The sequence below is a fragment of the Burkholderia pyrrocinia genome (genome assembly GCF_022809715.1).
GTDB classification, from domain to species: domain Bacteria; phylum Pseudomonadota; class Gammaproteobacteria; order Burkholderiales; family Burkholderiaceae; genus Burkholderia; species Burkholderia pyrrocinia_C.
On sequence record NZ_CP094459.1, the window covers coordinates 1,960,980 to 1,982,771 of the forward strand.

Below are 21,792 nucleotides of genomic sequence, written 5' to 3' on the forward strand. Positions count from 1 at the left end.
GGTGCACTCGACACTCGGCGCCCGGCGCCCGGGAAGCTTCGTCCACGCGCGCCGCGGGTCCGTCGCGACATCGGCGTGCGCGTTGAGATGGATCAATCCCCGTTGCAGGATCGCTGAATACGCTGCGAAGGAGGGTGCGTGAACGCGCGTGGACGATACGTTCGCACCGCCGTGCCGCGCCATGCCGGAATTCGCGGCACGGAGCGCCGTCTCGGCCAGGCTGCAGCGACGCATGCGCCGACCGGTCCATCGCTCTTACCGCCAGATCTTTCTCATGGAATACAAAGACTATTACGAAGTGCTGGGCCTGGCGCGCGACGCGACTCAGGACGACATCAAGCGGGCGTATCGCAAGCTCGCGCGCAAATATCACCCCGACGTCAGCAAGCATCAGGATGCCGAAGCGAATTTCAAGGAAGTGGGGCAGGCCTACGAGGTGTTGAAGGACCCCGAGAAGCGGGCTGCCTACGACAGACTCGGCGCCGGCTGGCATGGCGGCGACGCATTTCACCCGCAGCCGAACTGGGACGAAGGGTTCGAATTCAGCGGAGCCGGTGCGCCGCCCGACTTCGACGACTATCTGGCGTCGATCTTCGCCGCCGGGCGGGCCAGGCAGGATCGGCCGCTCAACGCCGGGCGCGATCACCATGCGAAGCTCGTCGTCGATCTGGAAGACGCGTATCGCGGCGCGCAGCGCGTCATTTCGCTGAGCGTGCCGGTCGTCGACCCACAGGGTCACGTGCGGCTGCAACCGCGGACGCTGAACGTCGCCATCCCGAAAGGCATCCGGGCCGGACAGTTCATCCGGTTGGCGGGACAGGGCGGTGCAGCGCATGGCGGCGGCGCGCCCGGCGACCTGTATCTCGAGATCGTGTTTCGCGACCATCCGCGGTTTCAGGTGGACGACCGGGATGTGACGGTCGATCTCCCGGTCGCGCCGTGGGAAGCGGCACTCGGCGCAACGGTCACGACGCCGACGCCCGACGGCGAGGTCGCGGTGACCGTGCCCGGGAATTCGCCATCCGGAAGACGGCTGCGATTGAAAGGCAAGGGGATTCCCGGCGATCCGCCCGGCAACCTGTACGTGAAGCTGAATATCGTGCTGCCGCCCGCCGACAGCGAGCGAAGCAAGGCCGCCTACGACACCATGCGCCAGTCGTTCGATTTCGACCCGCGCGCGCATTTTTACGGGTGATGCATGATGAAAGAATCCGAAACCGCCTGTCTGCAAGGACAGGTCATCGACGAGTGCGTCGAACTGACGTTCGTCGAGCTGTGCCGGATGAGCGGCGCGTCCGAGGAAGAAGTGACGCTGTGGGTCGCGGAGGGCGCGCTCGATCCGATCGGCGCCGGTCCGCGAGAGTGGCGTTTCAGCGGCGCGGTGCTGCGCCGCGTCGCGATCGCGCAGCGCCTGTCCCGGGACCTGATGATCAACCCGCCAGGCATCGCGCTCGCGCTCGATCTGCTCGACGAGATCGATGCGCTGCGCGCTCGCACCCGGGCGGCCCCGACCGCGCATCGGGAATCGGGGCCGCCCGCGGGCCCCGCCTGATTCGACTGCCCGACGGGCGAGATTGATCACGGGGGCGGCCATGACGAAGCGCGGCCGCCACGATTGCGATCCGAGGAGACTTGATCATGGGAAACGACTTTCGCAAGGCAGCACGAGCGGAAGAATCGCAGCGCGTATGGGAGGGCGACGACGTCGGCCTTCGACAGTATGTGCGGCGCGTCTACAACTATATGGCCGGAGGCCTGGCGCTGACGGGCGCCATTGCCTACATCGGCGCGTCGACGGGGTTTTACCGCTCGATCGTCGGAACGCCCCTGTTCTGGGTCGTGCTGCTCGCACCGCTGGCGCTGGTCATGTTCCTGAGCTTCCGCATCGAGCACATCAGTTTCGGCGCGGCGCAGATCAGTTTCTGGGCCTACGCAGCGCTGGTCGGGCTCTCCCTTTCCGGCATCTTCCTCGTGTATACGGGCGAGAGCATTGCACGCGTATTCTTCATCAGCGCGGCCACCTTCGGCGCAACGAGCCTCTATGGCTACTCGACACGGGCCGATCTCTCACGCTTCGGCTCCTTTCTGTTCATGGGGCTGATCGGCATCATCATCGCGGGGGTCGTGAATCTCTTCCTGGCTTCCTCGGCGCTGCAGTTCGTCGTTTCAGTGATCGGCGTGCTCGTGTTCACGGGGCTCACCGCATACGACACGCAACGCATCAAGCGCCTCTACATAGCGGGCGAAGAGGGCGAGATCGTCGGCAAGAAGGCGATCCTGGGGGCGCTTGCGCTCTATCTCGACTTTCTCAACCTTTTCCTGATGCTGATGCGGCTCCTCGGCAACCGCCGCAGCTAGGCGAACAACGGTTTCGGATCGGGACCGGAAGCGCCGCGGAAAGCCGGCGGGATCACCTCCGGTGCAAGCAGGGGCAGATTCCTGTCCAACCCGCGCGCTTGTGACAGGAATTTACGTCGACCTTGTTCGCCCCCGACAAACGCAACCTCAATAGCGGCTCGGATCTTTCACCAGCAGCCCGTCGGGCTTCCATCGTCCGGAGTCAAGCGTCCCCAAAAGCATCGTGCGTGCGGGAGGCCCCTCCGGATCGTTGTAGTGAACGACGCTATGCTGGATGCCGGTAATGACGATCACATGACCCGGTTCATCCAGAAAATGACCCGCAGCCCAGATCGGACCGGAGTCCGTCAGTACCGCAGCGAGCCACTCCGGGGTGATCTTGTCGGGCTGATCAAGCGGCACGAGTCCTTCAGCGGCGCATAACTCAAGGATTCTTGCCTCGGGGAGCCCCCGGTCCGCCTGCCATAGCTTCGGAATGCCCCGGCGCGGTCCAGGGCGGAAGTAGTACGAAACCATGCACGCCGCGGCATACCAGCACGCGTTTTTCACCTCTTTGGAACCTGACTTGGTCATCTTCACGCCGCTCTGATCGACCAGCCCAACGTTTAGTCTGACGTCTACCATTTCGGGTCTCGAAGCATGATGAATCTATAAGAGTAGGAAGAGTCGGGCTCGGCGACAACCATCCCGGCAGATCATGGCGATCCGTTCCATTGCAGCCATCGAAGTCTCCGGCGCTGGGTTGCCGGCGACCGGTCAGCTTACGCGGCCCGAAAGCGGACATTTCTATGTAGCCAAAAGCGGACATTTCAATCTAGCCACTACAACCAGTCAATTCGATAATCGATCATCAGCATTATGTAAAATATGATATTCACGTCCCCAAACCCCTGACTCCGCCGCCAACAACCCTCCGCGACCATCAATCCACCTCCGGATCCCCAACCGTCTCCGCCCGCCTTGCCTCGCGCCTCGTCATCGCAACGTGCCGGCCACGCCGGCCCACGGACGCGACAACCCGAAACGCCACCGGCGCGAACACGAGCCCGAACATCGTCGCGGCAAGCACACCCCCGAACGCACCCGTGCCGATCGAACGCCGGCTTTCCGCACCAGCGCCCGTCGCCAGCACGAGCGGCACGACCCCGAGCAAAAACGCCATCGACGTCATTACGATCGGCCGGAATCGCGCGGCGGCCGCGTCGATCACCGCCTGCCGCAGCGGCACGCCGCGCCCGGCCAGATCGCGCGCGTACTGCACGATCAGGATCGCGTTCTTCGCCGCCAGCCCGACCACGGTGATCATCCCGACCTTGAAGTACACGTCGTTCGGCATGCCGCGCGCGAGCGCCGCCGCAATCGCGCCGATCATGCCGAGCGGCACGATCGTCAGCACGGACAGCGGAATCGACCAGCTTTCGTACAGTGCGGCAAGCGCCATGAACACCGCGAGCACCGACAACCCGACGAGCAGCGGCGTTTGCCGCGCGGCAACCTGCTCCTCGCGCGCCGCATCGACCCAGTCGAAACCGATCCCGGCCGGCAGCGCGCCGGCGAGCCGCTCCATCTCAGCCATCGCCGCGCCCGAACTCGTGCCGGCCGCCGCCCGGCCGCTGATGTCGAGCGACGGATAACCGTTGTAACGATTCAGCATCACCGGGCCGATCGTCCAGTGCGGCGCGGCGATGGCCGATAGCGGAACCATGTCGCCGGTGCGGTTCGGCACCGTCAGCGCCATCAGTTGCGCATCGGTCGCGCGTGCGACCGGGTCGGCCTCGATGATCACCCGCCGCATCCTGCCCGACGCCGGAAAATCGTTGATGTAGTTCGAGCCGAACGTGCCGCCCAGGAGCCCCGCGATCCGCTCGAACGGTACGCCGAGCGCATACGCCTTCGCGCGATCGACATCGAGTTCGATACGCGGCGCGTCCGGCAGGTCCTCGAAATGCACGGCGGCGAGCAACGGATCCGCCTTCGCACGCTCGGACAGTTGCTCGCGAGCCGCTTTCAACGCGTCGAGCCCGACGCCGCCCCGATCCTCGAGCCGGAACGTGAATCCGTCGGAATGCCCGATGCCGCGCACCGACGGCGGCAGCGACGCCTCGACGTCGCCGTCGAGGATCGTGCCGAAACGCCCGTTGAGCCGGTCGCGCAGCGCCATCGCGTCGATGTCGCGCTGCGCCCAGTCCTTCAGCTCCACAAACGCCATCCCGACGTTCTGCCCGCTGCCCGCGAAACTCCAGCCGATCACGCTCGTCACGTTCGCGATCGCCGGCTCCGCGCGCAGGATCGCCTCGACACGCTCGACGACCGCGAGCGTGCGCGCCTGCGTAGCGCCCGCCGGCAACTGGATCATCACCTGCAGTTGCCCCTGGTCCTCGGTCGGCAGGAAGCCGCCCGGCATCATCCAGTACAGCAGCCCGCATGCGATCACGAGCGCCGCGTAGACCGCCACGACCAGGCCGATGCGGCGCACGGCGAACGCGGCGATGCGGCGATAACCGGTCTCGACGCGTGCGAAGGCCGCACCGAACCGGTCGGCCAGACGCGCTCCGATGCCGCGTCGCCGCGCGCGGCCGGTTCCGCCATCGTGTCGCGCGACCGGCTTCAGCAGGTTCGCGCACAGCGCGGGCGTGAGCGACAGCGCCATGAACGACGACACCAGCATCGACGCGATCATCGCCACCGCGAACTGCCGGTAGATGCCGCCGACAGTGCCGGGAAAAAACGCCATCGGCACGAATACGGCGGTCAGCACCGCGGTCACGCCGACGATCGCACCGCCGATCCGCTTCATTGCCCGGCGCGTGGCGTCGCGCGGCGACACGCCCTCCTCCATCACGCGGTGCACGCTCTCGACGACGACGATCGCGTCGTCGACGAGGATGCCGATCGCCAGCACGAGACCGAACATCGTGAACACGTTGATCGACAGTCCGAACGCCCACATCGCGACGAACGCGCCCATCAGCGTGACGGGAATCACGACGGTCGGCACCAGCGTGTAACGCAGGTCGCGCAGGAACAGCCACATCACGCAGAACACCAGCACGACCGCCTCGACGAGCGTCAGCACGACCTCCCGGATCGCGATCGTCACGAAATGCGCACCGTCGAACGGAATCTCGATCGCCACGCCCGGCGGTAGCACCCTCGACAGCTCGGCGAGCCGCGCGCGGATCGCGTTCGACGTTTCGAGCGCGTTGCCGCGCGGGCCGAGCTGGATGCCGACGGTGGCCGCCGGTCGGCCGTTCAGCCGCGAATAGAACGAGTAGTCGTCGCGGCCGATTTCGACCCGCGCGACGTCGGCAACGCGCACCGCCGAACCGTCCGTCTTCGACTTCAGCACGATCCGGCCGAACTCGTCCGGCGACGCGAGCTGGCCCTTGACGACAATCGACGCGGTGAGCTGCTGGCCGCCCGGGAACGGCGCATCGCCGATCGCGCCGGCCGTCACCGTCGCGTTCTGCGTGCCGATCGCCGCGATCACGTCGTCGGCGCCGACACCGTATTCGCGCAGCTTGTGCGGATCGAGCCAGACCCGCAGCGCCTCGTCGGCGTCCCACAGCTCGGCCGCGCCGACGCCCGGCGCACGCTTCAGTTCGCGCAGCACGTAGCGGTTCAGGTAATCGCCGAGCTGAGCGGAATCGCGCGTGCCGTCGGTCGACGTCAGCGTGACGAGCATCAGGAACGTGTTCGCCGCCTTGAACACGCCGATCCCCTGCTGGACGACCTGCTGCGGCAACCGCGATTCGACCTGCTTCAGCCGGTTGTTCACGTCGACGAGCGCGATGTCCGGATCGGTGCCGGGCGAAAACGTCACGTCGATCTCGAGGTTGCCGTGACCGTCGCTGCTCGTCTCGTAGTACAGGAGCCCGTCGGCGCCGTCGAGGCTTTCCTCGATGATGCTGCCGACGTCGCCGTCGACCGTCTCGGTCGACGCGCCCGGATACGCGGCCGTGATCACGACCCGCGGCGGTGCGAGGCGCGGATATTGCGCGATCGGAAGCTGCGGAATCGCGAGCACGCCCGCGACGACGATTGCGAGCGCAACGATCCACGCGAAAACGGGACGATCGATGAAGAATGACGGCATCGGCATGCGTCAGCGAACCGACGGCGTTCCGGCACAGGGCCGCAGGACGACATCGCCGTCGGCACCGCCGCACGGCACGCGGGCGGCCTGGGCGCGCTTCGCCCGGTTCACGTCAATCATCGGTTCTCTCTTGCGGGCCGCGCACCGGAGCCAGCATCGACGACGCCAGCAGCGCGCGTGTATACGGATGGGACGGCGCATGCAGCACGTCGAGCGTATCGCCCTCCTCGACCACGCGCCCCGCCTTCATCACGACGACCCGGTGGGCCATCGCACGCATCACCGCGAGATCGTGCGTGATGAACAGGTAGCTCAGCTTGTACTTCCTTTGCAGATTCGTCAGCAGATTCAGCACCTGCTTCTGGATCGACACGTCGAGCGCGCTCGTCGGTTCGTCCAGCACCAGCAGTTCCGGCTCCACCGCCAGTGCGCGCGCGATCGCGATCCGCTGCCGCTGGCCGCCGGAGAATTCGTGCGGATAACGCAGCATCGATTCGGCCGGCAGGCCGACCTCCTGAAGCAGCGCGGCGATCCGCGCGCGCCGCGCGCCTGCGGCCACCTGCGGCCGGTGCACGGCGAGCCCCTCGCCGACGATCTGCTCGACCGTCATCCGCGGCGACAACGAGCCGAACGGGTCCTGGAACACGACCTGCATCCTGCCGTACAGCGCGCGCCTGCCGCCCGTGGTCTGCAGCGCATCGAGCGGCATGCCGTCGATCTCGATCGAGCCGGCCGCCGGCCGCTGCAGGCCGAGCACGGCTGCCGCCAGCGTCGATTTCCCCGAGCCCGACTCGCCGACGATCCCGAGCGTTTCGCCGCGCCTCAGGTTCAGCTTCACGTCGTGCACGGCCCGGAACGTCGTCTTGCCGAGCGCCGCCCGCCAGCCTTTCGCCGCGATGCGGTAATCGACGGCGAGATCCCGCACGTCGAGGATCGTCGGCGCGCCGGCCGCGACCGGCTCGACGTCCCGCTGCGGCGCGCTGTCGAGCAGCCGGCGCGTATAGGCGTGCTGCGGCGCGGCGAACAGCGCGCCGGTCGTGTTCGTCTCCACGAGCACGCCCTGCTCCATCACGGCCACGCGCTGGGCGAAGCGCCGCACGAGATTCAGGTCGTGCGTGATCAGCAGCACGGCCATCCCGCGCGCGGCCGCCTCCTGCTCCTGCAACTCGATCAGCAGATCGACGATCTGCTGGCGCACCGTCACGTCGAGCGCCGTCGTCGGCTCGTCCGCCAGCAACAGCCGCGGCCGGCACGCCAGCGCCATCGCGATCATCGCGCGCTGCCGCTGCCCGCCCGACAACTGATGCGGAAAACTGTCGATGCGCCGCTCCGGCTCCGGGATACCGGTGCGCCGCAGCAGCGCGATCCCGCGCTCGCGCGCGTCGCCCGGCCGCAGCCCCTCGTGCAGCCGCAGGCTCTCGGCGATCTGCTTGCCGATCGTATACAGCGGATTCAGCGCGGTCATCGGCTCCTGGAACACCATCGCGATATCGGCGCCGCGAATCCCGCGCATCTGCTGTTCGGTCTTCGCGAGCAGGTCCTCGCCGTCGAACAGCATCCGTCCCGACAGCGTCGCCTGCTGCGCGAGGCGCAGTATCGACAGCGCTGTCACGCTCTTGCCCGACCCCGATTCGCCGACGAGCGCCACGCGCTCGCCGCGGCCGATCGACAAACTCAGGTCCTGCACGGCCGCCTTCGCACCGAAGCGCGCCGAAAACCCGTCGATCTGCAGCAACGCGTTCGTCATCATCGCCCCCCGCCGAACGCCGAGCCGCGCGAGCGCGTGTCGAGCGCGTTGCGCAGCGCGTCGCCCATGAAAGTCAGCAGCAGCAGCGTCACCACCAGCGCCGCGAACGCGGAGATCGAGATCCACCATGCGTCGAGGTTGTTCTTGCCCTCCTGAAGCAGCTCGCCCAGGCTCGGCGTCGGCGGCTGCACGCCGAGGCCCAGGAAATCGAGGCTCGTCAGCGACAGGATCGCGGCGCTCATCCGGAACGGCAGGAACGTGATCACCGGCGTGAGGCTGTTCGGCAGCACATGGCGCCAGATGATCTGCGCATTCGTCAGCCCCATCGTGCGCGCCGCTTTGACGTAATCGAGCATGCGGTTGCGCAAGAATTCGGCGCGCACGTAATCGGACAGCACGAGCCAGCCGAACATCGACAGCAGGATGAACAGCAGCCATAGCGACGGCGTGAAGATCGACGCGAAGATGATCAGCAGGTACAGGTCCGGCAGCGCGCTCCAGATCTCGATCAGGCGCTGCCCGACCAGGTCGGTGCGGCCGCCGTAGAAGCCCTGCAGCGCGCCCGTCAGCACGCCGACCAGCACCCCCGACACGGTCAGCGCGAACGCCATCAGCACCGACAGCCTGAACCCGTACAGCAGCCGCGCGAGCACGTCGCGCCCGAACTGGTCGGTGCCGAGCCAGTTGCTCGACGACGGCGGTGCCGGATACGGCCGCGATGCGAAGTAGTCGATCGTGTCGTAGCGGTAGCGGTTCGGCGGATAGATCGCGAAATTGCCGTGCGACTCGAGCTTCGCGCGCATGTACGGATCGAGATAGTTCGTCCTGGCGGGAAAGTCGCCGCCGAACGCGGTCTCCGGATAGTCCTTCGCGATCGGAAAATAATAGTGCCCGTCGTAGCGCACGAGCAGCGGCCGGTCGTTCGACAGGCCGTCCGCACACAGGCTGAGCGCGAACAGCGCCGCGAAGATCACGAGGCTTGCATAGCCGAGCGGCTGCGCGCGAAAGCGCTGCCACGTGCGCCGCCACGGCGACGGCGACGGCGCGCACGCGGGGTCAGTGGTCCAGGCGGCCGAACTGGATACGGGGGTCGACGACGACATAGCAGATATCCGCGATAAGCTTGGTCAGCAGACCGATCAGGGTGAACAGGAACAGCGAGCCGAGCACGACCGGATAGTCGCGGCGGATCACCGAGTCGTACGACAGTTGCCCCATCCCGTCGAGCGAGAACAGCGTCTCGATCAGCAGGTTGCCGTTCAGGAATGCGCCGACGAATGCTGCCGGCAGCCCGGTGAGCAGCGGGATCGCCGCATTGCGCAGCACGTGCTTCCACAGCACGTCGCGCTCCGGCGCGCCCTTCGCGCGCGCGGTCAGCACGTATTGCCGGCCGATTTCCTCGAGGAACGTGTTCTTCGTCAGGATCGTGACGATCGCGAAATTGCCGATCACCGACGCGGTCACCGGCATCACGATGTGCCACAGATAGTCGAGCGTCTTGCCGATCAGCGTCAGGTCGTCGAAGTTGTCCGACGTGAGCCCGCGCATCGGAAACACCTGCCAGAACGTGCCGCCGCCGAACAGCATCAGCAGCAGCACGCCGAGCACGAAACCCGGCACCGCGTAGCCGGTCAGCACCAGCACGCTCGTCACGGTGTCGAACCGCGAGCCGTTGCGCACCGCCTTCGCGATGCCGAGCGGTACCGACACGAGATACGTGAGGATCACCGTCCACAGCCCGAGCGTGATCGACACCGGCAGCTTCGACCGGATCACCGCCCACACGCTGCGGTGCGCGAAGTAGGACTGGCCGAGGTCGAACGTCGCATAGCTTTTCAGCATCAGCAGATAGCGCTCGAGCGGCGGCTTGTCGAAGCCGAACTGCTTGCGGATCTGCTCGATCTGCTGCGGATCGACGCCCTGGCTGCCGTGGTAGCCGCCCCCGCCTCCGCCCGCCTCGCCTCCACGCGTGCTTCCGTGACGCAACTGCGCGAGCACCTGCTCCACCGGACCGCCTGGCACGAACTGCGTGACCGCGAACGTGATCGTCACCACCCCGACCAGCGTCGGGATCATCAGCAGCAGCCGCCTGAATATGTATGCCAGCATCGTTGTTCCCCGTCAGGCCGCCGGAGCGGGTTGCGCCGTCGGCTTCTTCACGTACCAGTAGTCGATGATCCAGTCCTCGTATTGATAGGAGTCCGGCACAATTGCCGGATGGCCGAGCGTCGCCTTGTACGCGATCCGCGCGTTCGGCAGGTAATACTGCGGGATCAGTGCGTACAGGTTGATCAGCACGCGGTCGAGCGCGTGCGTGGCCGTCTCGAGATCGTCGAGCGTGTCGGCCGCGAGCGCCGCGCGGATCAACGCATCGACGGCCTTCGACTTCACGCCCGGATAGTTCTCGGAGCCCGGCTGCGATGCGGCCGCGCTGCCGAAACGGCGCGTCAGCTCCGCGCCCGGGATCGTCACGGGCAGATAGATGTACGTCGTCATGTCGTACTCGAAATTGTCGAGTCGCTTCAGGTAGACCGCGCTGTCGATCTCGTGCAGGTACGCGTGGATGCCGAGCGTCGCGAGCGCCTGCGTGTACGGCAGGATCAGGCGGTCCATACCGGGCTGGTCGTCGATGATCTCGATCGTCATCGGCGTGCCGTTCGCGTCGCGCAGCGCACCGTCGCGGTAGTGCCAGCCGGCCTGCGCGAGCAGGTCGCGCGCTTCCTTCAGATTCGCGCGCAGCGAGCCGGGCGGCAGCGTCGACGGCTGGCCGATCATCGGGCCGAACACCGCCGGCGGCAGCGTCGACCGGTAGGGTTCGAGCAGCGCGAGCTCCTTGGCGCTCGGCACGCCGGACGCCGCGAACGGGCTCGCCTCCCAGAAACTGCTGGTGCGACGGTACTGCCCGTAGAACATCATCCGGCTCATCCAGTCGAAGTCGAACGCCAGCGCGAGCGCATGCCGCACGCGCACGTCCTGGAACATCGGCTTGCGCATGTTCATCAGGAAACCCTGCATCTGCGCGGGGCCGTCCCGGAATTCCCCCTTCTTCAGCATGCCGTTGCGAAAATTCTTGCCGACGTACTTGCGCGCCCACTGCGTCGAGCTGTATTCCATGCGCGCGTCGACATCGCCGGCCTTGAACGCCTCCAGCGACGTGTACTGGTCCAGGTACAGCTTGAACGACACGCGGGCGAAGCGAAACATCCCGCGCCGCGACGGCAGGTTCGCGGCCCAGTAGTGCGGGTTGCGCACATAGCTGATCTGCTTGTCGTTCTTGCGCTGCTCGATCAGGTAAGGCCCGCTCGCGATCGGCGGCACGGTTGCGATCTGGTCGAACGGCGGCCGAGTGCCGTCCGCGCGTTGCCCCCATTTCGGCGAGAACACCGGCAGATCGCCCGCGATCAGCGCCGCGTCGCGCTCCGCGTGCTTGAATTCGAAGCGGATCGTCCGCGCGTCGACCACCACCGCGCGCTTGATGATCGAGAACTGCGCGTTGTAGATCGGCGACGCCTGCGGGCTCGTCAGCGTGTCGAACGAATACTTGACGTCAGCTGCGTTGATCGCGTCGCCGTTCGAGAAGCGTGCGGCCGGGTTGAGGTGGAACGTTGCCGACAGCCGGTCCGGCGCGACCTCGACGTCGTCGGCGATCAGCGCGTATTCGGACGCGAGCTCGTCCCAGCTGCGCTGCATCAGCGTGTCGAACATCAGGTTCTTGATGTCCGGCGCGGGCGAGCCGCGCACGAGGAACGGGTTCAGCGAATCGTAGCTTTGCGCTTCGTCGTAGTTTTCGAAATCGAGCGTGCCGTTGTCGGGCGCATCGACGTCCGCATACGCGAAATGCGTGAAATCCGGCGGATATTTCGGCTGGTCGTATTGCGCGATCGCCGACACCGCGAGCGCCGCACGCGGCATGGCGCTACCCGACACGAGCAGCACGGCGCACGCGAACAGCGCTGCGCGCGGCACGCCTGCCCATCGCCATTTCAACAGTTTCATGGTCGGTCTGTCCGAAAGCGTGCGGGCGCGATGCCTGCGCGCGGTCGATGCCTGTGCAGGATGCCGCGTGCCGCCCGCATCCCGCTGGTTGTTCGTGCTGCAAACGATCCTGCAAGCTGCATCGCCGCGCGTCCCGGTTGCGGGCCGTCGTGGCGCCAGGCGAAAAAGGGCCGCTCCAAAAAAAGGGGAGGTGGACGTGGAGCGGCCGGTCCAAAGCCTGTCAGTGCATCGCGATCGCCGTCAGAACTTGTACGTCGCGCCGATCTGCGCGAACCGGCCGACGTACGAATACACCGACGTGTCGTACCCGTTCTGGCTCAGCGTGCCGTTCGCGAAGATCGGGTCGTACGGCGGCGTGCGGTTGAAGATGTTGTCGATGCCGCCGTAGATCGTCCAGTTCTTGAAGCCCGTGTACGTCAGCATCAAGTTGAACTGGCTGTACGAACCGACCTTCGACGGCTCCGGCAGCAGATTCTGCGCGTACGGGCCCGTGAACTGCCACGTCAGCGCCGCGTCGAATTTCCGATAGTTCCAGTCCAGCGTCGTGTTGCCGCGCCAACGCGGGAAGCTGCCGCCGAAAGGCTGCGTGATCGTGAAGTTGTTGCCCGCGCCGTTCACCGGTGCGCCGCCCGGGAAGCCGATCTTGTAGCTGTTGATGTACGCCCAGTCGCCAGACAGCGTGAGCATGCCCCAGCCCTTGAGCGGCAGCCCCTGGCGGAACGTGCCTTCGAAGCCGTTCGTGTCGAGGTAGCCGAGGTTCTGGTACGGAATCACCTTGTACAGCAACTGGCCGGTCGTCGGATCGGTCACGACCTGCGACGGCTTGCCCTGGCCGATCACGTTGTCGATGCGGATCTTGTACCAGTCGAAGCCGATGTCCGTGTAGCGGCTCGGCGAGACCTGGAACCCGATGTTGAAGTTGCGCGTGCGTTCCGGCGCGAGGTTCGGGTTGCCGACCGTGATCGACGTGTAGTTCTGGCCGGTGGCCGGGTCGACCTGGATGCCGAGCGTCTGCGACTTGCTGTCCTCGACGAAGGTCGGCGCGCGGAAGCCGCGGTTGTACGACGTATACAGCGTGAGCGCCTTGATCGGCTGGTAGCGCAACGCAAAGCGCGGCGAGAAGGCGCCGCCCACGTCCGTGTAGTGGTCGTAGCGGCCCGCCTGGCTGAACGTCAGGTTCTCCAGGATCGGCACGTTGATCTGGTAATAGACGGCCGCGACGTTGCGCGCGCCGTTCACTGTCTCCAGATCGGGCGAGATCACCGCGCCGCTCAGGTATTCGGAGCCCGGCGTCAGCGTTTCGCTCTGGTGCGTGAACTGCGCGCCGAAGCCGATGCCGACGTCGCCGGTCGGCAGGTGGAACAGGTTCGGCGTCGACAGCGTCGCGTCGATCGTGTCGAGCTTCGAAATGCCGAGGTTGTTCGCTTCCTGGAACAGCCCGTTGAACGCGTTCGGCGTCGCCGCCGGGTTCGCGAAATTCAGCGTGCCGTTCTGATAGATGTTGTTCAGTGCGTTGACGTTGAGCTGGTTCGTGAACACGTTCGACACCGTGCTCTGCGAATGGCTGACCGAGGTGGCCCAGTCCCAGTCGCCGTACGGTAGCGTAAACGAACCCTTGATGCCGGTTGACGCGCGCCAGTAGTTGGCCCAGGTCTTCTGCGCGACCGCGTTCGGAAACGCGTACGTGAGTGGCGTGGCCGCGCCCGTCGTGTTGTACGGGTTGCTCACCGGCACGACCGTGTTGAACGGCGACAGCAGCTGCGTCTGCGGATTCCACACCAGCGCCGGGTTCTGCGGATTGCCGATCACGTTGCCCCACAGGCCGTTGTTGGTCGTGGTCGTGTTGTAGCTCTCGAGGAAGTCCGCGAATGCCGCCGTCTTGTCGTCGATCTTGAAGTCAGCATGGAGCTTCGCGTTCAGGCGCTCGGTCATCGGCAGGATCGATGTGCTTTCGGCCGTGTTGTACGAGCAGATCGTGCCCGGCAGGCCGGCCGACAGCGAGTTCGGCGCGGCCGGGCGGACCGCACCGCCGAACGGGCAGCCGTTCAGCGCCTGCGCACTGCCGTCGGGCATGTTCCAGTAGGACGGCGCGAGCAGCGAAAAGCCCCCCGGCTTGCCCGTGAAGTCCTGATTGCGGGTCGAATCGCGGTCGGCGAGCGTGAAGCCGTTCGACTTGTAGTAGCTGAGCGCCGCGGTCACGTTGAAGCGGTCGGCGTTCAGGTCGCCGAAGCCGCCGAGCACGCCGAACTTCATCGTCCCGTCGCCGTTGCCGGCATTGATCGCGCTGCCGAGGCTGCCGTCGAGCTGCAGGCCGCGGAAATTGTGTTTCGTGATGATGTTGACGACACCGCCGATCGCGTCCGAACCGTATTGCGAGACGGCGCCCGTCTTCACGATTTCGATGCGCTCGATGTCGTTGAGCGGCAGCGTATTGAGGTCGAAGAACGAATCGACGCTGTTCGAGAAGAATGCGTACGGCGCCACGCGCTGGCCGTCGATCAACACGAGCGTGTATTTTTCGGACAGGCCGCGCAGCGCAATGCCGGCGGCGCCGGCCGCGAAGTTGCCCGACTGCCCCTCGCCCCAGCTGTTCGCGGAGTTGGCCGCCGCATTGCGCAGGAAGTCGGCGACGGTCACCGCACCGCTGCTCTGAATTTCCTTCGGCGTGATCGTCTGCACCTGCTGGAAACCGGTCTTGTCCGCCTGCCGGATCAGCGAGCCCGTCACTTCGAACCGCTTGATCTGCGCGACCTTGCCCTGCCCGTTCGCGCCGGGTGCGGCGGGCATCGCGTCGGCTGTCGCACCGGATGCCGCCACGGGCGCCGCGGCGCCCGCCTGTGCGACGGTCACGGGCGCACCGTTCGCGACCGCATCCGCGATCGCGACGGCGCCCGGCGCCGGCTGGCTCTGGGCGAACGCCGGCGGCACCAGTGCGGCCGTCAGCGCCAGTTCCGCCCAGACTATCCTCTTGATGGCCAACGCCAAAACTCTCTGCTTCATCTTGTTCCCTCTCGCTCGTAGTAAGACCCCACCTGCTGTGCGCCGGAACCTTGTGAATTCCTTGCGCGTCCTGGGTGCCCGTGTTGCGGAACCCGCGATTGCCACTCTTCCGACTGCCATGATTCGAACGGATCGGCCTCGGGGCACCCGTGCCAGTCAGCATCACCGTCTTTCTTTATTTTTATTCGCCATGCTAATTACCTACGTTGAGCGCACTTCCCTGCCAGATCCTGATCCGATGGATGGCGAGTCCTGCAGGCGACGAGAACATCTCGCGCGCCGTGCCGCGTACCATCCGCTGTCGATCGGGTACTTCTCCTTCATCGCGGCGCGCAGCGCCGGCCGCCCCGCTAGAACAGCCTCGGCGTGCCGACCCAGACGATCACCGCCTCTTCGTCGGCCGTGTTGTGCCACGCATGCGGCATCGTCGATTCGTAATGCGCGGTATCGCCCTGGCTCAGCGTGAAGGTGCAATCCTCGAGTGTCAGCGCGACCTGTCCGCGCATCACATAGACGAACTCCTCGCCCGCGTGCGTCGTCACCTCGGACGGCGGCTGCCCCGCCGGCATCCTGACGAGAATCGCGTCGAGCTTGCGGCCACCCGCCGGATTCGTCAGCCTGGCGAACAGGCTGGCCGAGTTCGCGAACTGGAAATACTGCAGCGCGTTCCCGCGGCACACCGAGCGCGCTTCCGTCGGCGTGTCGATGAAGTACTGCATCGTCACGCCCAGTGCCTTTGCGATCCGGACCAGCGACGTGATCGACGGCGTTGCCCGCCCGCGCTCGACCTGCGACAGGAACGGCTTCGAAATGCCGGCGATCGTGGCCGTTTCGTCCAGCGTGAGTTTCAGGCGATGGCGCAGCGCCCGGATCTTGTTGCCGAGCGACACGGCGACGAGCACCGACTCATCAGGGGGCAAAACCATGGAAAGTCGGAGCCTCGCAGTCGAAATCGGTTTGATGTCGGCAACCCTTGACCGATGCGGTGACGCAACCGGCCCGGCGCGATACGCGGCTGCGCGCTGCCGCTGCGTGCAAGCGGTGCGCGGCGCAGCGCGGCATCGTCGCTGCATCGCCGTGCAGCCTTCGTATATTTCATTCGGTTTACTAACTAACAAGGCTGCCCCTTTTCCTCGTCGAACCTGATCGTCAAGCACTAGTACCGTCGCGGCGGCACGCCGCTTGTCGACCGCGCCCGCGCCGCGCGCCGTCGCGCCTTTCCGTTGCCGTTACCGGGATGCCACCGCCGTCCAGAGCTTTGCCAGGTCGCCTGAACCGTCTGATCCCTTGACCGTGCGCAGCACCTGGACCGCATGCGCCTTCTGGCCGGCCACGTAATACGCCTCGCCGAGCCGCAGTCGCGCCGCGTCGGGATGCTCGAGCCCGCCCTTCGCGATCGCCTGCTCCATCATCGGCAAACCCTGCTGCGCATGACCCGCGAAGACGAGGTTCATGCCCGCGTCGATCGGCGCCGCCGGCGTCGCGGCGTCCCCGCCCGGTTGCGCGCGCTTGGCGGCGAGCGCCTGCAGCCGCTTCTCGCGGTCCGCCTGTGCGTCCTTGCCGAGTACGCCGGACGCGAACCCCTGGTCGATTACCTGCTTGCCTTCGGCCGACGATCCCGCAACCAGTGCGAGCTGCGTCATCTCCATGTATGCGTCTGCCGTCGCAAGCGACCCCGTCGCCCGGCGCAGCCGGTAGATGTCGAGGTCGAGCGACGACAGATATCCGGGGTTGCCGCGAATGGCCGTGACCATTTCGTCCCAGTACGCTGGGCTCGGGTGGTACGCCACCAGCAGCCCGAGCGCACTGCGGTATGCGTTGCCGCCCTTCACTTTCTGCGCGCACGTCGCGAGCATCTGCAACTGCCCTTCGTCCGGTGCGTGTCCACCGTTCGCCTGCGCGTCCGTGCTCGCCTTCAACTGGCTCACGACCGGCGCGCAATCGTTCGACAGGTAATACGACTGCGTGAGCAGCGTGCGCATTTCCGGATCCGTTCCCCCTACCTTCAGGTAGCGCTGCGCGGTCCGGATCGCCAGCGGATAGTTCTTCTGCTGGAAGTAGATGCCGGCGAGCGCCGCCGCGGTCCGCTGCTCGTCCTCGCCCGACAGCCGCCCCGAGTTCAGTACGGTTTCGTACGCCTGCGCGGCCGTGCCCGAGTCGCCGGCCGCCATCGCCGCCGCACCGCGCATCTCTTCCACCATGTACGTTTCGTACGGCGTCCGGTTAGGGACGGCGGCCGCCTGCGCGATCTTGCCGAGCGCGTCGCGATACTTGTGCGCCCGGTACAGTTCCTGCGCCGCCGCCAACGGTTTCGCCACGTCCGGCCGAAGCGCGTCCGCCGGCAACGCCGGCCGGCCGAGCATGCATGCCGCGCCGAGTGCCGTCACCGCCATCATCCGTTTCCATCGTCGCTGGTTCATCGGCTCGTCCGTTTCGTCATTGCATGAATTGTTCGTTACCGATCAGGCCGATCTTGGTCGCGCCCACGCGTTGCGCGGACGCCAGCACGGTCGCAACGTCCTTGTACGGCACCAGCTTGTTGGGCCGCAGATGGATCTCCGCCTGCACGGGTTCCGCCGCCACCTGGGTCAGCTTCGCCTCGAGCGCCGCACGGTCCGGCACCGGCGCGCCGTTCCACGTCGTCGTGCCGTCGAAATCGATGTCGATCTGCACGACTTCCGGCGGCGTTGCCGGCGGCGGCGGATTGCCCACCGGCAAGTCCATCTTCACCGAATGCATCTGAATCGGGATCGTGATGATCAGCATGATCAGCAACACCAGCATCACGTCGATCAGCGGCGTGGTGTTGATGTCGACCATCACGTCCGGTTCTGCGTTGCCCCCGCCCGAAGGCACGTTCATACCCATCGTCGACTCCTGTCGATCAGCGTTGGTGCTTTAGCGCTTATGCTGGTCCCATGCTTTGCGGTCGAGCAGCGTTCGCACTATCGCGCTCGTGTCGGCCGGAGCACTTACTCCAGCCCCATGCTTCACAGCCATTCCCGTGCGCGGCTATCCGCCACGTGCGGGTGGCTCCGTAATGAACGACAGCTTCGCGATCCCCGCGCGCTCGCACATCGTGACCACCCGGCCAATGAACTCGTAGCGCGTGTTCTGGTCGCCCCGCACGTGGACGCTCGGCTGCGGCTGCTGCTGCGACACGTCCTTCAGCTTCGCGAGCAGCGTCGGCGCGTCCACCAGTTGCTCGCCCCAGAAGAAATCGCCGTCGCGGTTCACTGCGATCTCGATGCTTTTCGGCGTCGTCTGCAGCGGCTGCACCGTCTCCTTCGGAAGCTGAAGCTGGATCGTGTGCGTCACGACCGGAATCGTGATCAGGAAGATGATCAGCAACACCAGCATCACGTCGACGAGCGGCGTCGTGTTGATGTTGGCGATCACCTCGTCGCTATCGTCCTGCCCGACGTTCATGGCCATCGCGCTTCTCCGTCAGCCGATCAGTTCGCGAGCGATGCCGCCGGCGCCGGCGCGCGCACCGGGCGCCGGTTGCCGGCCAGCAGCACCGTGTGTAATTGCGCGCCGAAGTTGCGGACCCGTTCCATCACCGACTTGTTCCGCCGGACCAGGAAGTTGTAGCCGAGCACCGCCGGCACCGCGACGGCAAGACCGATCGCGGTCATGATGAGCGCCTCGCCCACCGGGCCCGCGACCTTGTCGATCGACGCCTGGCCGGCGATGCCGATCGCCGTCAGCGCGTGATAAATCCCCCAGACCGTGCCGAACAGCCCCACGAACGGGGCCGTCGAGCCCACCGTGGCCAGGAATGCGAGCCCGTCCTGCATGCGGTTCGATACGTTCGTGATCGAGCGTTCGACCGACACGTCGATCCACGTGTTGCGGTCCACCGCTTCCAGCAGTGCGTCTTCGTGATGCTCGCCGGCCTCGATCGCCGTTTCGGCGATGAACCGGAACGGCGACGCCTCGTCGAGCAGCCTGGCGCCCTCGGCCAGCGACGGCGCGGACCAGAGCTGTGCGTCCGCCAGCTTCGCGCGACGATTCGCGCGCAACTGTTCCAGGAACTTGGTGATCATGATGTACCAGCTCCCCATCGACATGATCACCAGCAGGATCAGCACGAAACGTGCGACGAAATCGCCGTTCTTCCATAGCGCACCGAGCCCGTACGGGTTCTCGACCGCTTCCGTCGTGGCCGGCGCGGGCGGCGGCGCCGGCTCGGCGGCGGCCGGCGCCGGCGTGGCCGACGGTGCCGCGGCCTGTGCCGACGTGCCGGCCGCCCCGCTTGCCTGCGCTTGGGCGAGCTGCGGCGCAACGAACCCGTCGACTGCGGCGACGGACATCAACATGCTTGCCGCCAGCGCGGCCAGTGAACGCTTCGTCATACCCCACTCCAGTTCTTTCGGTGAACTTAATACTTCAGTTCGAGACGGTTTTCCCCGGCCCGGCGCGAGCCGGGCCGCCCACTGCATCAATTCAGATTGAACGAGAACGGCACCTGGACCCGCACCGACTGGCCCTGCGCGACGCACTTGAACCGTTTCACGGTGTTGTAGGCGGCGCGATCGAGGATCGGATCGGCGGACTGCGCCACGCGCTCGTTCGTGATGTTCCCTTCCGCATCCACGATGAATTCGATCGTCACGTCGCCCGTGATGTTGTTTTCCTGCGCTTCCTTCGGGTACTGGATCGACGCGCGAAGCGTGTCCGAATTCGGGCAGACGACGCCCACGTCATGGCTGACCGGCTTGGCCGGTGCCGGAGCGGGCGCCACGACCGGCGCCTGCACGGCCGGCGCGGAGGGTACCGGCGCCGACTGGTGCGTGATCGTCGCCTGCGGCGGCGCCTGCACCGGCACTTCCGGCGGCGGGACGAACGGCGGTGGCGGCGGCGCGAATTTCGGCGGCGGGAGCTTGACCACGGGCATCGGCGGTGGCGGCGGCGGCTTGACCGGCTCGATGATGCGGGTTTCGATCGGATGCTGGATCACCTGCACGACTTTCGTCGCGAGGCCGTTGAGCAATGCGTAGATCAGCACTGCGTGCAGCACCAGGACGATTCCGATGCCGCCGAACCGGCGCACCGGATTCTGCTGCTTCCTGCCGAACTCTCGCGGACGCCCCAGCATAGCCAGTCCGCTGTTCGAAGTAGCCAGACGTTCTTCGACTTTCATGCCCACCATCCATCCCCCAAGCGATTCGCCCAGTTTCGGGTTGCGGCCGGTTGCGAAGCCAGGTCGGCATCGCCTCCGCTTCAACCCGAAGATTTCATTTCAAATTCAATTTTCAATCCGAATTGAAAGAATCAAATTCGAATTCCAATTAATTCGTTTTCAAGGAATCGTTCCGGCCGGCGCGGCCCGGTGCGTCACACCGGAAATCCACGCGCCTGCACGTTCAGGCAATTGTCAGCTGAGCTGGCGCGATCTCGCGTTTCGTTTTCGCATGACGGTCACCGTTCGTTACACGGTGATGTCAATAGCGCCGTTCACTTGGGTGCAGAAGATAGCAAGGAAAAAATTTTGCCGTCAAACTTTATTTGATGCCCAAATACAAAGTTTGGAGGGTTTGTTCAAATAATATTCCGGTAAGCATAAATCCAGCTTCCATTATTGAAATAGTAATTGATTTGTATGCGTATATTCGAAATCGAATACTCAACCCTTTCGACATAAATATCCCCGTATTTCCCACGCCGCACCAAAATGGTTCGTCCCGGAAAAACGGGCGAGGCGCGCCCCTTCGCGTCACCAATGCCGGCATCGGTCGTCCAATACCCCCGCCCACCCGCCTCCAGCCGGCCGGCACGGCTCGATACGCACGTCGAGTGCACGAATAGCCAGCAGCACAATTGATCTGCAATCCGATGCAAATAGGAGGCGAACCTTCATCACGATAAAGTCCGCCAAACAGTTTCGGATATCGAATCAACTGTCACAGATGACACCACGCGCCCGTGCACGACCAAGCCGCCTACGCATCGGCACGCACACCTGCGCATCGCCCCGCGACTCGCCGCGTGCGTCGCGTGCGTCGCGCTATCAGGACTGCATCCCCTGCATCTTGTGCGAGAAATGCGCGCGCTCGGCCGTCTCCATCAGCGCCAGGAATTCGTCCTGCGTCATGTGGATCAGCGCTTCGTGGTCGCCGGCCTCGAAATAGACTTCCGGCTGCTGCGCGAGGCGCTCCTCGAGGAACGTTTTCATCCCGTACGCCATGCAGACCGGCGGCAGCGCGCCCATGTCGCAATCCTTGAACAGTTCGCGCAATTCGACCTCCCGGGCGAGCACGAGATGGCGGCCCGTCTTCACCCAGAGATCCGACAGGCGCACGGCGTGCGTCGTCGGCAACACGGCGGCGACGTAGCCCTCGTCGTCCTCGAGGAGCACGGTTTTCGCGAGGCGATCGCCGGGAATATGCGCGGCGGCGGCCGTCTCCATGCTCGTATGGCTATAAGGGTGGTACACGACTTCGTACCGCGATGACTTCTGGCGCAGGCAATCCTGCAGGGTGGCTGACACGGACATGGCACACCTCGTCTGACGAATCGAGCGAACGGCGTTCGCACCGGATTCGTTCAGCATAGTTCGCATTCGGGCCGATGGAAATCGCCGCCTCGCCCC

At 65.6% G+C, this 21,792-nt stretch carries 18 protein-coding genes; 4 read left to right on the top strand and 14 right to left on the bottom strand.

All coding sequences use genetic code 11. From position 1 onward, the window contains the following. Nucleotides 1-274: 274 nt before the first annotated feature. The 3 genes from MRS60_RS09120 (at nt 275) to MRS60_RS09130 (ending at nt 2,358) form a co-directional block, all read left to right on the top strand. Complete coding sequence (locus tag MRS60_RS09120) at nt 275-1,195, top strand: DnaJ C-terminal domain-containing protein (RefSeq protein ID WP_243565615.1); 921 nt, start codon at nt 275-277, stop codon at nt 1,193-1,195. A gap of 3 nt (nt 1,196-1,198) precedes the next feature. Further along, nucleotides 1,199-1,552 (top strand): chaperone modulator CbpM, encoded by a 354-nt coding sequence (locus MRS60_RS09125; protein WP_347814837.1) that lies wholly within the window; start codon nt 1,199-1,201, stop codon nt 1,550-1,552. A gap of 86 nt (nt 1,553-1,638) precedes the next feature. Continuing rightward, nucleotides 1,639-2,358, top strand: coding sequence for a Bax inhibitor-1/YccA family protein (locus MRS60_RS09130; protein WP_243564571.1), 720 nt, complete (start codon nt 1,639-1,641; stop codon nt 2,356-2,358). A 147-nt stretch (nt 2,359-2,505) separates the two neighbouring features. On the opposite strand, the gene MRS60_RS09135 is transcribed toward MRS60_RS09130, so the two are convergent. From MRS60_RS09135 to MRS60_RS09195, 13 genes are all read right to left on the bottom strand, one after another. Then, on the bottom strand, nt 2,506-2,982 hold the full coding sequence (locus tag MRS60_RS09135; RefSeq protein ID WP_105390103.1) for a papain-like cysteine protease family protein: 477 nt from the start codon (nt 2,980-2,982) through the stop codon (nt 2,506-2,508). 298 nt (nt 2,983-3,280) lie between these two features. Then, complete coding sequence (locus tag MRS60_RS09140; protein ID WP_243565617.1) at nt 3,281-6,454, bottom strand: multidrug efflux RND transporter permease subunit; 3,174 nt, start codon at nt 6,452-6,454, stop codon at nt 3,281-3,283. A 112-nt stretch (nt 6,455-6,566) separates the two neighbouring features. Beyond that, complete coding sequence (locus tag MRS60_RS09145) at nt 6,567-8,201, bottom strand: ABC transporter ATP-binding protein (protein WP_243565618.1); 1,635 nt, start codon at nt 8,199-8,201, stop codon at nt 6,567-6,569. Continuing rightward, a complete protein-coding gene (locus MRS60_RS09150) occupies nt 8,201-9,304 on the bottom strand; it encodes an ABC transporter permease (protein ID WP_034181386.1) in 1,104 nt (367 codons plus the stop codon). Before MRS60_RS09150 ends, MRS60_RS09145 begins: the two co-directional genes overlap by 1 nt. Continuing rightward, on the bottom strand, nt 9,258-10,310 hold the full coding sequence (locus tag MRS60_RS09155) for a microcin C ABC transporter permease YejB (protein WP_034181385.1): 1,053 nt from the start codon (nt 10,308-10,310) through the stop codon (nt 9,258-9,260). The genes MRS60_RS09150 and MRS60_RS09155 overlap by 47 nt, the downstream gene beginning before the upstream one ends. 12 nt (nt 10,311-10,322) lie before the next feature. Continuing rightward, nucleotides 10,323-12,197: an extracellular solute-binding protein gene (locus tag MRS60_RS09160; protein ID WP_034181384.1), complete on the bottom strand. Its 1,875-nt coding sequence runs from the start codon at nt 12,195-12,197 to the stop codon at nt 10,323-10,325. 240 nt (nt 12,198-12,437) lie between these two features. Beyond that, on the bottom strand, nt 12,438-15,197 hold the full coding sequence (locus MRS60_RS09165; RefSeq protein ID WP_034181383.1) for a TonB-dependent receptor: 2,760 nt from the start codon (nt 15,195-15,197) through the stop codon (nt 12,438-12,440). Nucleotides 15,198-15,547: 350 nt separating this feature from the next. After that, nucleotides 15,548-16,123: a helix-turn-helix domain-containing protein gene (locus MRS60_RS09170; RefSeq protein WP_034181382.1), complete on the bottom strand. Its 576-nt coding sequence runs from the start codon at nt 16,121-16,123 to the stop codon at nt 15,548-15,550. Nucleotides 16,124-16,426: 303 nt separating this feature from the next. After that, complete coding sequence (locus MRS60_RS09175) at nt 16,427-17,617, bottom strand: tetratricopeptide repeat protein (RefSeq protein WP_243564572.1); 1,191 nt, start codon at nt 17,615-17,617, stop codon at nt 16,427-16,429. A gap of 16 nt (nt 17,618-17,633) precedes the next feature. After that, complete coding sequence (locus MRS60_RS09180; RefSeq protein WP_034181380.1) at nt 17,634-18,065, bottom strand: ExbD/TolR family protein; 432 nt, start codon at nt 18,063-18,065, stop codon at nt 17,634-17,636. 144 nt (nt 18,066-18,209) lie between these two features. After that, entirely contained in the window at nt 18,210-18,632 is a 423-nt protein-coding gene (locus tag MRS60_RS09185) for an ExbD/TolR family protein (RefSeq protein ID WP_034181379.1), read from the bottom strand. A 20-nt stretch (nt 18,633-18,652) separates the two neighbouring features. Beyond that, nucleotides 18,653-19,555: a MotA/TolQ/ExbB proton channel family protein gene (locus MRS60_RS09190; protein WP_034181378.1), complete on the bottom strand. Its 903-nt coding sequence runs from the start codon at nt 19,553-19,555 to the stop codon at nt 18,653-18,655. 86 nt (nt 19,556-19,641) lie between these two features. Next, on the bottom strand, nt 19,642-20,343 hold the full coding sequence (locus tag MRS60_RS09195) for an energy transducer TonB (RefSeq protein ID WP_131948815.1): 702 nt from the start codon (nt 20,341-20,343) through the stop codon (nt 19,642-19,644). Between MRS60_RS09195 and MRS60_RS09200 the strand changes: the two genes are divergently transcribed. Next, nucleotides 20,342-20,749 carry a hypothetical protein gene (locus MRS60_RS09200; protein WP_243564573.1) on the top strand — a complete coding sequence of 136 codons (408 nt, stop codon included), beginning with the start codon at nt 20,342-20,344 and terminating at the stop codon, nt 20,747-20,749. The genes MRS60_RS09195 and MRS60_RS09200 overlap by 2 nt on opposite strands. 461 nt (nt 20,750-21,210) lie before the next feature. On the opposite strand, the gene MRS60_RS09205 is transcribed toward MRS60_RS09200, so the two are convergent. Continuing rightward, nucleotides 21,211-21,696 (bottom strand): aminoacyl-tRNA deacylase, encoded by a 486-nt coding sequence (locus MRS60_RS09205; RefSeq protein ID WP_034181377.1) that lies wholly within the window; start codon nt 21,694-21,696, stop codon nt 21,211-21,213. Nucleotides 21,697-21,792: the final 96 nt, after the last annotated feature.

What these genes read in the sequence shown, in the direction of transcription:
- MRS60_RS09120 (WP_243565615.1), top strand. Translation starts at nt 275, where the DNA reads ATGGAATACAAAGACTATTACGAAGTGCTGGGCCTGGCGCGCGACGCG.
- MRS60_RS09125 (WP_347814837.1), top strand. Translation starts at nt 1,199, where the DNA reads ATGATGAAAGAATCCGAAACCGCCTGTCTGCAAGGACAGGTCATCGAC.
- MRS60_RS09130 (WP_243564571.1), top strand. Translation starts at nt 1,639, where the DNA reads ATGGGAAACGACTTTCGCAAGGCAGCACGAGCGGAAGAATCGCAGCGC.
- MRS60_RS09135 (WP_105390103.1), bottom strand. Translation starts at nt 2,982, where the DNA reads ATGGTAGACGTCAGACTAAACGTTGGGCTGGTCGATCAGAGCGGCGTG.
- MRS60_RS09140 (WP_243565617.1), bottom strand. Translation starts at nt 6,454, where the DNA reads ATGCCGTCATTCTTCATCGATCGTCCCGTTTTCGCGTGGATCGTTGCG.
- MRS60_RS09145 (WP_243565618.1), bottom strand. Translation starts at nt 8,201, where the DNA reads ATGACGAACGCGTTGCTGCAGATCGACGGGTTTTCGGCGCGCTTCGGT.
- MRS60_RS09150 (WP_034181386.1), bottom strand. Translation starts at nt 9,304, where the DNA reads ATGTCGTCGTCGACCCCCGTATCCAGTTCGGCCGCCTGGACCACTGAC.
- MRS60_RS09155 (WP_034181385.1), bottom strand. Translation starts at nt 10,310, where the DNA reads ATGCTGGCATACATATTCAGGCGGCTGCTGCTGATGATCCCGACGCTG.
- MRS60_RS09160 (WP_034181384.1), bottom strand. Translation starts at nt 12,197, where the DNA reads ATGAAACTGTTGAAATGGCGATGGGCAGGCGTGCCGCGCGCAGCGCTG.
- MRS60_RS09165 (WP_034181383.1), bottom strand. Translation starts at nt 15,197, where the DNA reads ATGAAGCAGAGAGTTTTGGCGTTGGCCATCAAGAGGATAGTCTGGGCG.
- MRS60_RS09170 (WP_034181382.1), bottom strand. Translation starts at nt 16,123, where the DNA reads ATGGTTTTGCCCCCTGATGAGTCGGTGCTCGTCGCCGTGTCGCTCGGC.
- MRS60_RS09175 (WP_243564572.1), bottom strand. Translation starts at nt 17,617, where the DNA reads ATGAACCAGCGACGATGGAAACGGATGATGGCGGTGACGGCACTCGGC.
- MRS60_RS09180 (WP_034181380.1), bottom strand. Translation starts at nt 18,065, where the DNA reads ATGGGTATGAACGTGCCTTCGGGCGGGGGCAACGCAGAACCGGACGTG.
- MRS60_RS09185 (WP_034181379.1), bottom strand. Translation starts at nt 18,632, where the DNA reads ATGGCCATGAACGTCGGGCAGGACGATAGCGACGAGGTGATCGCCAAC.
- MRS60_RS09190 (WP_034181378.1), bottom strand. Translation starts at nt 19,555, where the DNA reads ATGACGAAGCGTTCACTGGCCGCGCTGGCGGCAAGCATGTTGATGTCC.
- MRS60_RS09200 (WP_243564573.1), top strand. Translation starts at nt 20,342, where the DNA reads ATGCCCACCATCCATCCCCCAAGCGATTCGCCCAGTTTCGGGTTGCGG.
- MRS60_RS09195 (WP_131948815.1), bottom strand. Translation starts at nt 20,343, where the DNA reads ATGAAAGTCGAAGAACGTCTGGCTACTTCGAACAGCGGACTGGCTATG.
- MRS60_RS09205 (WP_034181377.1), bottom strand. Translation starts at nt 21,696, where the DNA reads ATGTCCGTGTCAGCCACCCTGCAGGATTGCCTGCGCCAGAAGTCATCG.